13 protein-coding genes are annotated in these 14,036 nt (G+C 60.6%); 12 read left to right on the top strand and 1 reads right to left on the bottom strand.

The genetic code is table 11. From position 1 onward, the window contains the following. The 6 genes from rpsM (at position 1) to dsbD (ending at position 5,405) form a co-directional block, all read left to right on the top strand. On the top strand, positions 1-366 hold the full coding sequence (rpsM, locus tag GCN74_RS03590; protein ID WP_046681666.1) for a 30S ribosomal protein S13: 366 nt from the start codon (positions 1-3) through the stop codon (positions 364-366). 17 nt (positions 367-383) lie between these two features. Beyond that, positions 384-788: a 30S ribosomal protein S11 gene (rpsK, locus tag GCN74_RS03585; protein WP_010394475.1), complete on the top strand. Its 405-nt coding sequence runs from the start codon at positions 384-386 to the stop codon at positions 786-788. 258 nt (positions 789-1,046) lie between these two features. After that, positions 1,047-1,670 carry a 30S ribosomal protein S4 gene (gene rpsD, locus GCN74_RS03580; protein ID WP_071325659.1) on the top strand — a complete coding sequence of 208 codons (624 nt, stop codon included), beginning with the start codon at positions 1,047-1,049 and terminating at the stop codon, positions 1,668-1,670. Between the two features lie 108 nt (positions 1,671-1,778). Next, entirely contained in the window at positions 1,779-2,756 is a 978-nt protein-coding gene (locus GCN74_RS03575) for a DNA-directed RNA polymerase subunit alpha (protein ID WP_008444343.1), read from the top strand. Positions 2,757-2,895: 139 nt separating this feature from the next. Then, the gene (gene rplQ, locus GCN74_RS03570; protein ID WP_034753219.1) at positions 2,896-3,288 is read left to right on the top strand and encodes a 50S ribosomal protein L17; all 393 of its coding nucleotides are present in this window, start codon (positions 2,896-2,898) and stop codon (positions 3,286-3,288) included. Positions 3,289-3,452: 164 nt separating this feature from the next. Beyond that, positions 3,453-5,405, top strand: coding sequence for a protein-disulfide reductase DsbD (dsbD, locus tag GCN74_RS03565; RefSeq protein ID WP_152255395.1), 1,953 nt, complete (start codon positions 3,453-3,455; stop codon positions 5,403-5,405). Positions 5,406-5,476: 71 nt separating this feature from the next. Here the strand turns inward: dsbD and GCN74_RS03560 are convergent, their stop codons facing one another. Beyond that, entirely contained in the window at positions 5,477-6,010 is a 534-nt protein-coding gene (locus GCN74_RS03560) for a Spy/CpxP family protein refolding chaperone (RefSeq protein WP_226938851.1), read from the bottom strand. A gap of 196 nt (positions 6,011-6,206) precedes the next feature. Between GCN74_RS03560 and GCN74_RS03555 the strand changes: the two genes are divergently transcribed. From GCN74_RS03555 to GCN74_RS03530, 6 genes are all read left to right on the top strand, one after another. After that, positions 6,207-6,935 (top strand): response regulator, encoded by a 729-nt coding sequence (locus GCN74_RS03555; RefSeq protein ID WP_034753223.1) that lies wholly within the window; start codon positions 6,207-6,209, stop codon positions 6,933-6,935. Continuing rightward, the gene (locus GCN74_RS03550) at positions 6,932-8,290 is read left to right on the top strand and encodes an ATP-binding protein (RefSeq protein WP_152255394.1); all 1,359 of its coding nucleotides are present in this window, start codon (positions 6,932-6,934) and stop codon (positions 8,288-8,290) included. Before GCN74_RS03555 ends, GCN74_RS03550 begins: the two co-directional genes overlap by 4 nt. 88 nt (positions 8,291-8,378) lie before the next feature. Next, complete coding sequence (locus GCN74_RS03545; RefSeq protein ID WP_152255393.1) at positions 8,379-9,551, top strand: efflux RND transporter periplasmic adaptor subunit; 1,173 nt, start codon at positions 8,379-8,381, stop codon at positions 9,549-9,551. Continuing rightward, complete coding sequence (locus GCN74_RS03540) at positions 9,548-12,658, top strand: efflux RND transporter permease subunit (RefSeq protein ID WP_152255392.1); 3,111 nt, start codon at positions 9,548-9,550, stop codon at positions 12,656-12,658. The genes GCN74_RS03545 and GCN74_RS03540 overlap by 4 nt, the downstream gene beginning before the upstream one ends. Positions 12,659-12,931: 273 nt before the next feature. After that, entirely contained in the window at positions 12,932-13,819 is an 888-nt protein-coding gene (locus tag GCN74_RS03535; protein ID WP_226938850.1) for a hypothetical protein, read from the top strand. A 45-nt stretch (positions 13,820-13,864) separates the two neighbouring features. After that, positions 13,865-14,036 (top strand): transposase (locus GCN74_RS03530; protein ID WP_152255391.1); only part of this gene is annotated, 172 nt, incomplete at its 3' end.

The raw sequence follows: 14,036 nt of genomic DNA, 5'->3' as shown, positions 1-14,036 counted from the left end.
ATGGCACGTATTGCAGGGGTTAATATCCCAAATCATCAGCATACCGTTATCGGCCTGACAGCCATCTACGGTGTGGGCCGTCCACGCGCAGAGAAAATCTGTGCATCGACCGGTGTAGCAACCAACAAAAAGATCAAAGATCTGGATGACAGCGAACTGGAAAAACTGCGCGATGAAGTAGGTAAATTCATCGTCGAAGGCGATCTGCGTCGTGAACTGTCCATGAACATCAAGCGTTTGATGGATCTGGGTTGCTACCGCGGCATGCGTCATCGTAAGGGTCTGCCTTGCCGTGGCCAGCGTACGCGTACGAACGCACGTACCCGCAAGGGACCGCGTAAAGCCGCTCAATCGCTGAAAAAATAATCCGCTAGGGAATAATTATGGCTAAGTCGCAAAATAACGCCGCATCAGCACGCGTGCGTAAAAAAGTTAAAAAGAACGTCGCTGAAGGCATCGCACATGTCCACGCTTCGTTCAATAACACCATCATTACCATCACCGATCGTCAAGGCAATGCCTTGTCGTGGGCTACCTCCGGCGGTGCTGGCTTCAAGGGTTCGCGTAAATCGACCCCATTCGCAGCGCAGGTCGCCGCGGAAGCCGCTGGTAAAGTGGCTGTTGAGTGTGGCGTGAAGAACCTGGAAGTACGTATCAAGGGCCCAGGTCCTGGTCGTGAATCCGCCGTTCGCGCGCTGAACAACCTGGGCATCAAGATCACCGAGATCCAGGACGTGACGCCGGTACCGCACAACGGTTGCCGTCCACCGAAACGTCGTCGTATCTAAGATAGTGTTGCAGAGGGCGCTTCGGCGCCAGCTGCTTTGCTGTCTGTTGTAACTCAGTACAGTTGTGTGAAAACGCTGGAGCAGGGAGCCGGAAACGGTTATACTGCCCGGCTGTTCTTGCCTGTCAAATCCTGTTTGACGGGTTTTTCGTTTTCAGCCACCGTCTGATTGAAACCAAATCAGACTAGCGCCTAACCGCATCAGTGTGTTTGATCATGCATGTGGCTGGGGCGTTATCATTTAAAAAAAGGAAGTATCGTGGCACGTTATATCGGACCTAAAGCAAAACTTTCCCGCCGTGAAGGTACAGACCTGTTCCTGAAGAGCGCACGTCGCTCGCTGGACAGCAAGTGCAAACTGGACGTCAAACCAGGCCAGCACGGTGTCAAATCCGGCGCCCGCACCTCGGACTACGGTAACCAACTGCGCGAAAAGCAAAAAGTCAAGCGCATGTACGGCGTGCTGGAACGTCAATTCCGCCGCTACTTCGCTGAAGCAGACCGTCGTAAAGGCAACACCGGCGAAACGCTGTTGAAGTTGCTGGAAACCCGTCTGGACAACGTTTGCTACCGCATGGGCTTTGGCTCGACCCGCGCTGAAGCGCGTCAACTGGTCAGCCACAAAGCGTTCACCGTGAACGGTATCGTTGTGAACATCGCTTCGTACGCAGTTAAAGTTGGTGACATCATCGCTGTTCGTGAAAAATCGAAAAAGCAAGTGCGTATCGTTGAAGCACTGTCGCTGGCTGAACAAGTTGGTATGCCTAGCTGGGTTTCGGTTGATGCCAAGAAAATGGAAGGTACCTTCAAGTCCCTGCCAGAGCGTAACGAAATCGCTAACGACGTCAACGAATCGCTGATCGTCGAGCTGTACTCGCGTTAATAGTAGTTAGCACCATCACCGCCCACTCGTTTTCTTTCGGGTGGGCGTTTTACTAATGCCATCAGCCTTATCGGTGTAATGAGCCGAGGGTATTGAAAAGGACATTTCATGCAAAACAGTTTGTTGAAGCCACGTATTATCGATGTTGAAGCTCTCGGTGCAGGTCACGCCAAGGTCGTGATGGAACCGTTCGAGCGCGGCTATGGCCACACATTGGGTAACGCGTTGCGCCGCGTTCTGCTGTCGTCGATGGTAGGCTACGCGCCGACCGAAGTGACGATCGCTGGCGTCGTCCACGAATATTCCTCCCTCGATGGCGTGCAAGAAGACGTCGTCGATCTGTTGCTGAACTTGAAGGGTGTGGTTTTCAAAGTCCACAACCGCGATTCGGTAACCCTGACCCTGAAAAAAGAAGGCGAAGGCGCGATCCTGGCCTCCGATATCGACCTGCCGCATGACGTCGAACTGATCAACCCTGACCACGTGATCGCCCACCTGACCGCTGGTGGCAAGCTGGACATGCAGATCAAGGTTGAAAAAGGCCGCGGCTACGTTCCTGGTAACGTGCGTCGCCTGTCGGAAGACACGAACAAGACCATCGGCCGCATCATCCTGGATGCGTCGTTCTCGCCAGTGCGCCGTGTATCGTACTTCGTTGAATCGGCCCGCGTGGAACAGCGTACCGACCTGGACAAGCTGATCATCAACATCGAAACCAACGGCGTGATCTCGCCGGAAGAAGCGATCCGCCAGTCGGCCCGCGTCCTGGTGGACCAGTTGAATGTGTTCGCTGCCCTGGAAGGCACGGAAGCCGCCGCCGAAGCGCCATCGCGCGCTCCGCTGGTCGATCCTATCCTGTTGCGTCCAGTCGACGACCTGGAGTTGACCGTGCGTTCGGCGAACTGCCTGAAAGCGGAAAACATCTACTACATCGGCGACCTGATCCAACGTTCGGAAAACGAACTGCTGAAAACGCCAAACCTGGGCCGCAAGTCCCTGAACGAAATCAAGGAAGTGCTGGCATCGCGCGGCTTGACCTTGGGCATGAAGCTGGAAAACTGGCCGCCTGCCGGCCTGGAAAAGTAATTCGTAGTTGTAGCAAACTGCCTGGGACAGGTGTCCCAGGCTTTTATTTTGTAGTACCAAACCGGTCCGCGGCTGTCAGGGGTTTCCCGATCAGCTGATCGAAGAACTGGAATTTAAACACTCACCGAAAGGATTTATCATGCGTCACGGTCACGGCCTCCGTAAACTGAATCGTACCTCGTCCCACCGTCTGGCAATGCTGCGCAACATGACAGTATCGCTGCTGCGTCACGAAGCGATCAAAACCACCCTGCCAAAAGCAAAAGAACTGCGCCGCGTTGTCGAGCCAATTCTGACCCTGGGCAAAACCGACTCCCTGGCAAACAAGCGTCTGGCCTTCAACCGCCTGCGCGACCGTGAAATGGTCGTCAAACTGTTCGCTGAACTGGGCCCACGTTTCGCCAACCGTAACGGTGGTTATGTGCGTATCCTGAAAATGGGTTTCCGCGTCGGCGATAACGCTCCTATGGCGTTCGTTGAACTGATGGATCGTCCAGATACGACCGAAGCAGTTGAAGTTGCTGGCGAGTAATCCCAGTAGCGGCATCCGCATCAAGGAAAGCCAGGCCTAGCCTGGCTTTTTTGTTTTCTGCTGCAGCTATTCTTACTGCAGTGTACTATTCTCCTTTCGCGCCGGCCCGGCACAAGCGCTGCCTGCTCCGCGCGTCCTCTGTCGAATGGTCGAAAAGGTAGTTCATGTCCCGTTTCCCCTCCAGCGCCACCGCGCGCGCCGCGCCACGCCATCCCTTGCTCACCTGGTTTGCCGCCTGCTGCTTCCTGCTGATTGCCATTTTTGGCGCCGGCCATGCCCGCGCCGACGATGAATTCCTCGATCCCGAGCTGGCTTTTAAATTTTCAGCCCGCATGCAGGACCCGTCCACCATCGCCGTCACCTACGTGATCGCCGATGGCTACTATATGTATCACGAGCGCTTCAAATTCGACGCCGTGGGCGCCAGGCTGGGTACCCCCGTGTATCCGGCTGGCAAAGTCAAGTTCGACGACACCTTCCAGAAGAATGTGGAAACGTTCCGCAAGACCCTGACCATCACGATACCCGTGGAAGCGGCCGGCGCCTTTACCCTGAAGGCGACGGGCCAGGGCTGTTCCGACAAGGGCCTGTGCTATGCGCCGCAGGATGCGACGGCCCAGCTGGTGGGCGGTGGCGGCGGCCAGAGCGTGGCGCCCGGTGCCGGCCTGCCATCGAAGTTCGCCTTGCCGGCCGCACCGGCAGTCGACACGGCGGCCGTCAACGGCCCGCAGGCGCAGGCCTCGCCTGGCGTATCCGTGATGAGCATCGCCAGTGCCGATATCACCAGTACCCCCGATCCTGTCGCCGCTGCCCCCGTGGCGGCCAAGCCGGCGCCGGCGCAGAACGAGATGGGCAAGATCGAATCGGCGCTGAAAGGCGGCAAGCTGCTCGTCATCGTGCCCCTGTTCATGCTGCTGGGCCTGGGGCTGGCATTCACGCCGTGCGTGCTGCCGATGGTACCCATCCTGTCGTCGATCATCGTCGGCGATGGCGCCAAGGTCAGCCGTTCGCGCGGCTTGCTGCTGTCGCTGACGTATGCGCTCGGCATGGCCATCGTCTACACGGCGCTGGGCGTGGCGGCCGGCCTGGCCGGCGAAGGCCTGGCGGCCAAGCTGCAAAATCCGTGGGTGCTGGGTTTCTTTGCCCTGCTGATGGCGGGCCTGTCGCTGTCGATGTTCGGCTTTTATGAGCTGCAAGTGCCGGCCTTCCTGCAAGGCAAGCTGACGTCCGTGTCGAACCAGCAATCGTCGGGCCGCCTGGCGGGCGTGTTCGTCATGGGCGCTATTTCCGCCCTGATCGTGGGACCGTGCGTGGCCGCGCCGCTGGCCGGCGCCTTGCTGTACATCAGCCAGACGCGCGACGTCGTCATCGGCGGCAGCGCCCTGTTCGCCATGGCCGTGGGCATGAGCGTGCCCCTGATCCTGGTGGGCGTGTCGGCCGGCACCTTGCTGCCGCGCGCCGGCGCCTGGATGGATGCCGTCAAGCGCTTCTTCGGCGTGCTGCTGCTGGGCGTGGCCTGGTGGCTGGTCTCGCCCGTGCTGCCGGGCGCCGTGCAGATGCTGGGCTGGACGGTCCTGTTCGTCGGCTACGGCATGTATTTGCTGGTGGGCAAGAGCGGCGCGAACAACGCCTGGGTCGCCAAGGCCTTCGGCCTCGTGTTTGCCGTGCTGGGCGTGCTGCAGCTGGTCGGCGTGGCCAGCGGTGGCCGCGACCCGCTGGCGCCGCTGGCGCACCTGGGCGGTGGCCAGGTGCACGCGCAAGCGTTTACGCGCGTCAAGACCGTGGCGCAGCTCGATGCGGCGCTGGCCCAGCTCAATGGCAAGCCAGCCTTGCTGGACTTTTACGCGGACTGGTGCGTATCCTGCATCGAAATGGAAAAACTGACCTTTGTCGATCCCGCCGTGCGCGAGAAGATGGGGCAAGCCGTGCTGCTGCAAGTGGACGTGACGGCCAATGATGGGGACGACAAGGCCATGCTGAAACGTTTTCAGCTGTTCGGCCCGCCAGGCATCATCATGTTCAACCAGCAAGGACAGGAAATTCCCCAGTCGCGCGTGATCGGCTTCCAGAATGCGGCGACCTTCCTGACCTCATTGCGCAAGCTCGACGGGCAGTAAGCGGTCACTTGTCTTGTCAATAAGAAAAAGCCTGCATCGCAGGCTTTTTCTGTTTCTACGCCAGCGAAAACTTAGCCGGCTTTCGGCGCCTGCTGCATGCCATGGTGGCCACCGCGATGGCCGCGCATACCGCCGTGCTTGCCGCCAGGAACGCTGTCGTCAAACACTTTCTTTTGCTCCGGCGTCAGCACGGCGTAGAAGGTTTTCAGCGCGGCCAGGCGGCTTTCCTGGCTGGCAATACGTTCCTTCGACATGGCGATCCATTGTTCCATGCGTTCCGGCGCCGACAGCTTCGCAAACGCTTCGCGCTTGGCTTTCCAGTCGCCCATGGGCTTTTTCGGCGCATTGGCGGCCGTGAATGTGGCCCAGGCCGGTTCCTGTGCGGCGGTCAGCTTCAGCTTGTCGTGCAGGCGGGCCTGGTACTTGGCCATGCGTTCGGCAGGATTGCCGCCGCGGTGCTGGCCATCGTGTTGCATCTTGGTACTGGCGGCAGGCGCGCTGGCGGCCGCTTCCTGGGCGTGGACGGTCAGCGATGCCGCACCCATGCCGAGTACGCTCATGGCGATGATCAAATTCTTGCGCAAGGTTGTCATTGAGGCGTTCATCTGGATTCCTTTGTAAACTTTGTAAAAGATGAGGGATGTACATGTTGCTGCACATGAATCCATGTTGGACGCGCCATGTTTCCCCGAAGTGTCCGCTGCCAGACAGTTTGTATCTATATGTTTCTTCGGGTCTCCTATATACAAGACGATACAAATGCGTTGTGCAAGGGCGGGGGAAGTGGGGATAATTCGTACCATGGAACCCACTTCTACAATTCTCATCGTCGACGATGACCGCGATATCCGCAGCTTGCTGGCGGATTACCTGGAAACGAACGCCTACCGCACCCTGGGCGCGGCAGATGGCACGGCCATGTGGAAAATCCTCGATGAAACGCGGCCCGACCTGATCGTGCTCGATTTGAACCTGCCTGGCGACGACGGCCTGACCTTGTGCCGCAAGCTGCGCGCCCAATCGACGGTGCCCGTGATCATGCTGACGGCGCGCAATGAGCCGCTGGATCGCATCCTGGGCCTGGAAATGGGCGCCGACGATTATTTGCCGAAACCGTTCGAGCCCCGCGAATTGCTGGCGCGCATACGCAGCGTCTTGCGCCGCAGCCATGCCATGCCATCGAACGTACCGTCGGACAAGGCGCAGCAAATCCGCTTTTCCGGCTGGACCCTGGACTTGACGGCCCGCCATCTGCTCAATCCCAGCGGCCTGGTGATCATGCTGTCGGGGGCGGAATTCCGCTTGCTGCGCGTGTTCCTGGAACACCCGAACCGCGTGCTCAACCGCGACCAGCTGCTGAACCTGACGCAGGGGCGCGACGCCGACCCGTTCGACCGCTCGATCGATATCCAGATCAGCCGCCTGCGGCAAAAGCTCGGTGAAGATGCGCGCTTGCCGCAAATCATCAAAACCGTGCGCAACGGCGGCTACGTGCTGGCCGGGCAGGTCAATGTGGAGCCCCACGCGTGAAGGCCTTCCTGGGGTCGATGACGGGCCGCGTCTTCATGTTTTTGCTGATCGGCATCGTTGCTTCTGCGGCGCTGACGCAGTGGCTGGCCGTGGGCGAACGCCAGCGCGCCATCGAGCAATACCGCGACTACCATGCCGTTGAACGGGCCGAGCAGCTGGTGATGGCGGCCGACGTGGTGCCGCTGGCGTCGCGCGCCGCCTACCTGAAAGTGGCCAACAAGGGCAGCGTGCGCCTGGAGCTGCGTCCCGAGACGGAACATACGCCCGGCGCGCCGACGGAATTTTCCACGGCCCTGCAAGCCAAGCTGGGCGAAGGTTTCAAGGTCAGCGCGCTGGCCGAGCGTCCCGCCGCCTGCATCAAGCCGCGCCAGTCGCCGGGCATGTTTGCCGCCAAGCCGTGGGGCGGCACGTGCGAAAACCTCGACGTGCGCATGCAGGACGGCCACGTGCTGCGCCTGATGGTCTTGCCGCCACGCCAGCAGCCCTCGTTCAATGAACACAACGACTGGATGACCTTGCTGCCTTTCCTGATCAGCATTGCCATCCTCGCCTACCTGGTCACGCGCATGACCATGCGCCCGCTCAAGCAGCTGGCGCAGGCGGCGAAAGACCTGGGCAACGACATCAACCATCCGCCGCTGACCCTGTCCGGGGCCAGCGAAATCCGCCAGGCCAGCGCCGCCTTCAATGCCATGCAGGCGCGCATCCGCCAGCATATTTCCCAGCGCACGCAAATGCTGGCCGCCATCACGCACGATTTGCAAACGCCGCTGACGCGCTTGCGCCTGCGCCTGGAAAAAGTGGCTGACACGGAATTGTATGACCGCCTGGTGGGCGATTTGTCGGCCATGCAGAGCATGGTCAAGGAAGGGCTGGATCTGGCCCGTTCGATGGACAGCACGGAGGCGATGCAGGCGCTCGATCTCGATTCCCTGCTCGACAGCGTCTGCTCCGACGCGGCCGATGCCGGCCAAAAAGTTACCCTGGGCGGGCAGGCCGGCATGGCCTTGATGGCCCGTCCCATCGCCATGCGGCGCTGCCTCGTGAACCTGATCGACAATGCCGTCAAATATGGCCTGTATGCGCAGGTGACCGTCGAGCGCATCGCGGGCGCGGCACGCATCCGCATCCGCGATGGCGGGCCGGGTATTGCGCCGGATCAACTGGCGAAAGTGTTCGAACCGTTTTACCGCATCGAGACATCGCGTTCGCGCGAATCGGGCGGCACGGGCCTGGGCCTGACCATCGCGCGCAATATCGCCGAGCAGCATGGCGCCACGGTCTTGCTGGCCAATCATGCCGACGGCGGACTGGAAGTCACCCTCATCGTGCCAGAGTATTACGCTGGAAAGTAGGCATTTCCGTGCGACAATATTGTGCTTTTATGCCCCCTGGCAACTACATTCAACCTGCAGCCCTGCGCTGCAACAGCGTGACAGAACAATGAAAAAGACTAGTCTGGCAATCCTCGTGGGTGCGGCCCTGTGTATCGGTGGCGGCATCTGGTATTTCAACCATCAGTCCGGCGCAGCTGCCGGCGGCCAGGACGGCAAAGGGGGCAAGGGCGGACAGGCGCCGACCACGGTGAGCGTGGTTGCGCCGCTGCGCCAGGATGTGCCGATGGTGCTGCAAGCCAATGGCAGCGTGATGCCGATCAGCAGCGTCGACCTGCATCCGCAGACGACCAGCACGATTACCAAGGTGCATATCCGCGAAGGCCAGTTCGTCAAGCAGGGCGAGCTGATGTTCACGCTCGATGCGCGCAGCGAGCATGCGAATGCGGACAAGGCGCAGGCGCAGGTCTTGCGCGACCGTGCCTCGGTGCAGGACTTCGAGCGCCAGCTCAAGCGCAGCCAGGATTTGCTGAGCAAGAATTTCATCGCCCAGGGCGCCGTCGATACCCTGCAAAGCCAGCTGGACGCGGCCCGCGCCTTGCTGGCCGCAGACCAGGCCGCCTTGCGCGCCGCCCAGGTCGACTCCAGCTACACCGTCCTGCGCGCGCCGCAGGGCGGCCGCGTGGGCGCGATCAATGTCTACGCGGGCAGCCTGGTGCAGCCGACCACGTCCCTGACCAGCATTACCCAGCTCGATCCCATCGACGTGTCGTTCACCTTGCCTGAAAGCAGTCTGTCAGGCTTGCTGGCGGCGCAGAAAGCGGGCGACGTGCCCGTCACGGCCTTGCTGTCCGACGCGGGCGGCAAGCAGCTCGAAGGCAAACTGAACTTCATCGACAATGCCGTCGATCCCGCCACGGGTGTGATCAAGGTCAAAGCCCGTTTCAATAACGGCAGCACCGACCTGTGGCCCGGCCAGTATGTGAATACGCAGCTGACCGTGCGCACGCTCAAGGATGCGCTGGTCATCCCACAAAACGCCATTATCACCAATACCACGGGCATCTTCGTGTATTCGATGGAGCCCGACAACACGGCCAAGGTGCGCAAGATTGCCCGCGTGTATGCGTTCGGCCCGAATGCCGTCGTCACGGGCTTGAACGGCGATGAAAAAGTCATCGTCGACGGCAAGCAGAACCTGCGTCCGGGCGGCAAGGTGCGCCTGGCGGACAAACACAAGGCCGCCGATGGCGCCGTCGCACCGCAAGGCAAGCCAGCATGAACCTGTCCGAACTGAGCATTCGCCGCCCCGTCATGGTGGTGCTGTTGTCCTTGAGCATCATCCTGGCCGGCGTGCTGGCGTATGGCCACATTCCCGTGGCAGCCTTGCCGAGCTATAACACGCCCGTCATCAATGTCAGCGCCGACCTGGCCGGCGCCAGCCCCGATACCATGGCGTCTTCCGTTGCCTTGCCGCTGGAAAAGCAGTTTTCTACCATCGCGGGCCTGAGCCTGATCACCTCCACGAGTACGCTGGGCAATACTTCGCTGACCCTGGAGTTTGACGCCAGCATCAATGTCAACGAGGCCGCCGTCGACGTGCAGGCGGCGCTGCTGCGCGCGCAGCGCCAGTTGCCCACGGAAATGACGGACTTGCCGTCCTACCGCAAAGTCAATCCGGCCGATGCGCCCGTGCTGTTCATCCAGATGACTTCGCCATCGCTGAACTTGTCGGACCTGAATGATTATGCGGAAAACCTGATCGCGCCCAGCCTGTCGACCTTGCCTGGCGTGGCCCAGGTCAGCGTGAATGGCCAGAAACGCTTCGCCGTGCGCGTGCGTGCCCGTGCCGACCTGATGAACGCGCGCAACCTGACCATGGACGAGCTGGCCACCGCGCTGCGCGCGTCGAACACGAATTCGCCGCTGGGCATCCTCGACGGCCCCAGCCAGACTCTGACCATCCAGGGCAACCCGCAAATGATGAAGGCGGCCGATTTTGCCGAGCTCATCGTCGCCACGCGCAATGGCCAGCCCGTGCGCCTGAAGGAAGTGGCCCAGGTGGAAGACAGTTTCCAGTCGACCAAGACGGCGGGCAGTTTCAATGGCGAGCGCTCGATCACCTTGCTGGTGCAGCGCCAACCGGATGCGAACACGGTGCAAGTGGTCGACGCCGTGCGCAAACTCTTGCCCGGTTTCAAGGCGCAATTGCCTGCTTCCATCCAGATCAGCCTGGTCAACGACCGTTCCGTCTCGATCCGCGAAGCCATTCACGACGTCAACCTGACCCTGGCCCTGACCGTGATCCTCGTGGTACTGGTGATCTTCCTGTTCCTGCACCGCGCGGCGGCCACCTTCATTCCGGCCGTCACCATGCCCATTTCCCTGCTCGGCGCGCTGGCCCTGCTGTACTGGCTCGGCTATAGCCTCGACAACGTTTCCCTGTTGGGCATCACCCTGGCCGTGGGCCTGGTGGTCGACGATGCCATCGTGGTGCTGGAAAACATCGTGCGGCATATCGAAATGGGCAAGAAACCGATCCAGGCGGCCCTGGTGGGCGCCAAGGAAATGGGCTTTACCATCATCTCGATTTCCGTCTCGCTGGTGGCCGTGTTCATCCCCATCTTCTTCATGCCGGGCGTGATCGGCTTGCTGTTCCACGAGTTTGCCGTCGTCGTCTCGCTCTCCATCCTGGTGTCGGCCATCGTGTCGCTGACCCTGGTGCCGATGCTGGCCAGCCGCTTCCTGCCGGCCGATTCGCGCGAGCACAATGACAACGACCCCACGCATGGCGAAAAGTCCTTCATCGGCCGCCACTTCGAGGCGGGTTTCACGAAATTGCGCAACGGCTACGTGCATTTGCTCGACAAGGCCCTGGCGCACCGCAACGTGGTGCTGTTCATTGCCGTGTGTACTTTCGCGCTGACGGTGTTGCTGTACGCGACGATACCGAAAGGCTTCTTCCCCGAGGAAGACCTGGGCCAGATCCAGGTGAATACGGAAGCGTCGGAAGATATTTCCTCGGCGGCATTGCAGGATTTGCAAGCCCGCGTGGCAGCCGTGCTCAAGGCGGACCCCAGCGTGCAGGATGTGACTTCGTTCGTCGGCGGGGGCAACACGGGCCGCATGTTCATGGTGCTGAAACCGCGCAGCGAACGGCCGAAAATGCCCGTGGTGCTGGAAAACCTGCGCCGCGCAACGAGTGCCGTGCCCGGCATGGCCGTGTATTTCCGTCCCGTGCAAAACTTGCAGCTGGGCGGGCGCCAGAGCAAGAGCCGTTACCAGTACACCTTGCAAAGCGTCAGTCCCGATGCCTTGAATGACTGGGCGGAAAAATTTATTGCAGGCATGCGTGCCGACCCGGCCTTCCGCGACGTCACCAGCGATTCCCAGATCAAGGGCTTGCAGGCATCGCTCCGGATCGACCGCGACAAGGCCAATCTGCTGGGCGTGCAAATGTCCGACATCCGCACGGCCCTGTACAGCGCCTTTGGCGAGCGGCAAGTGTCGACCATCTATTCCTCGGCAGCCAGCTATTACGTGATCCTGGAAGCGGCCACGCCGGACCGCCAGTATGACGATGCGCTCACGCGCGTGTCCGTGCGCAGCAAGTCGGGCGAGCTGGTGAAACTGTCCAGTATTGCCTATGTGGAACGCACGATCGGTCCCACGGCCGTCAACCACCAGGGGCAGCTGCAGGCCGTGACGATCGCCTTCAACCTGGCGCCGGACGTGCCGCTGGGCATCGCCACGGGCAAGATCGACGTGATGGGCAAGGAAATGAGCTTGCCGGCTTCCATCATCACGCGCTACGGCGGCGATGCGGCCGTGTTCCAGGATTCGCAGTCGAGCCAGATCATCCTCATCATCGCCGCGCTGGCCGTGATCTATGTGCTGCTCGGTGTGCTGTATGAAAGCTATATCCACCCGCTGACCATCCTGGCCGGCTTGCCGTCGGCGGCCGTGGGGGCGCTATTGACCTTGCGCCTGTTCGGCATGGACCTGACGATGATTGCCATCATCGGTATTTTGATGCTGATCGGTATCGTCAAGAAAAACGCCATCATGATGATCGACTTTGCCCTGCATGCGCAGCGCAATGAAGGCATGAGCCCGCCCGAGGCCATCCGCCAGGCCTGTATCCTGCGTTTCCGTCCCATCATGATGACGTCGGCGGCGGCCCTGATGGGTGCCTTGCCGATCGCCCTGGGCCTGGGTGCCGGCGCCGAGCTGCGCCAGCCGCTGGGCCTGGCCGTGGTGGGCGGATTATTGTTTTCGCAAGTGATAACCCTGTTTATCACGCCCGTCATCTATTTGTTCCTGGACAAGTACAGCGGTACGGGTCCATTGACGGACGAGCAACTGGTGGCACTCGACGGCAAGGCCTGAGCACCTGGCTGACCCGTGACCGGCGCCCCATTCCTGCGTGAATGCGGCGCCGGTTTTGTATGGGGAGTGATACATACGGTAACAACCGTCAAGAGGCGGCTCGGGTACCCTAGCTTGGGCTGCAAGGAATACCGCTATCCTGTACGCTTCGGGTTGGAAATGTACAGGAAGTGTTCCCAAAAGCAAGGGACTCTGGCACTATGGCTGCCCTGTAAGATTACTTTTGTCGCTACACAGAAAGCACGATTCATTTTGCATGACACGACCCATTTGATGGCTGCAGACTCCGATTATTGCCCCACGTGCGGTCAATTGATCCAGCCACCACCGGCCTACGGGTCCAGGACCAGCACCACGCGCAAGGTTGCGCTGGGCGTGTCCGTCTTGTTGCACGTGCTGCTCGCCGCGTATGTCCTGTTACGCAGCGACAAGATCGAAAAGATTCCGCCGCCGAAGAAGGAAAGTGCGATGGTATATATCGCGCCGCTGAAGGACAAGCCGCAACCGAAGCCGCAGCCGAAACCCACGCCGAAACCAAAGGACACGAAAGTTGCCAAGGTGAAACCGCCGCCGGCGCCCAGCAAGCGCGTGGTGACGAAGGATGTGCCGCGCGACAAGCCGAAACTGGAAACGTTCACGCCGCCGCTGGTGTCGAAAGTGCCGTTGCCGCCGCCGCCGGCCGAAGACATGAGTTCGATGATCGAACAGCGCCGCAAGCAGCGCGAGGCGCAGAATCCCGCGCCGCCGGCCGAGGAAAGCGAAAACGACCGCGCCATGCGCGTGGCCAGGGCGAATATCGCCGGCGCGCAAGGACGCAATTCCGGCAGCGACCGCGAGGATTCGGGCGGCGTGTTTTCCATCGTCAACCAGACCTCGTTCAGTGCCGAAGTCAAGTTCAAGGGCTGGAACGGCAACTTCAAGCGCAATTGGCTGAAGCAGGAAAAAGTGGAGCTGGGCAACGAGCCCGATATCGAAACGGCCATCATCAAGAAGATGATCCAGCTGATCCGTGCCGAGAAGCCAGGCGACTTCGTGTGGGAATCGCGGCGTTTGGGCCGCAACGTCAACCTCAGCGCCCGCGTGGAAGACACGGCCGAACTGATGGCCTTCCTGCGCCAGGAATTCTTTTCCGAGAAGCGTCCGGGACCGGGACGGCGCTAGGGTCTGTCTGACTGAACTTAATTAGGGTTGAATGGTCATAGGACGATGAGCCGAACTGACCTTACTGAAAAGCAGTGGCGCAAACTTGCACCCCATCTGCCGTCCAATCCCCATCACGGTCACGTGTATGTCGAGCATCGGCACGTGATCAATGGCATCCTATGGCGCTTGCGCACAGGCGCCCCTTGGCGCGACATTCCGCCACGCTACGGTCCTT

Origin of the sequence: Janthinobacterium sp. FT14W, from assembly GCF_009208755.1 — a bacterium.
In the GTDB taxonomy this organism is placed as follows: Bacteria; Pseudomonadota; Gammaproteobacteria; order Burkholderiales; family Burkholderiaceae_D; genus Janthinobacterium; species Janthinobacterium violaceinigrum.
The sequence above is the reverse complement of the archived record's forward strand: the minus strand, read 5'-3'. Positions and strand labels throughout refer to the sequence as shown.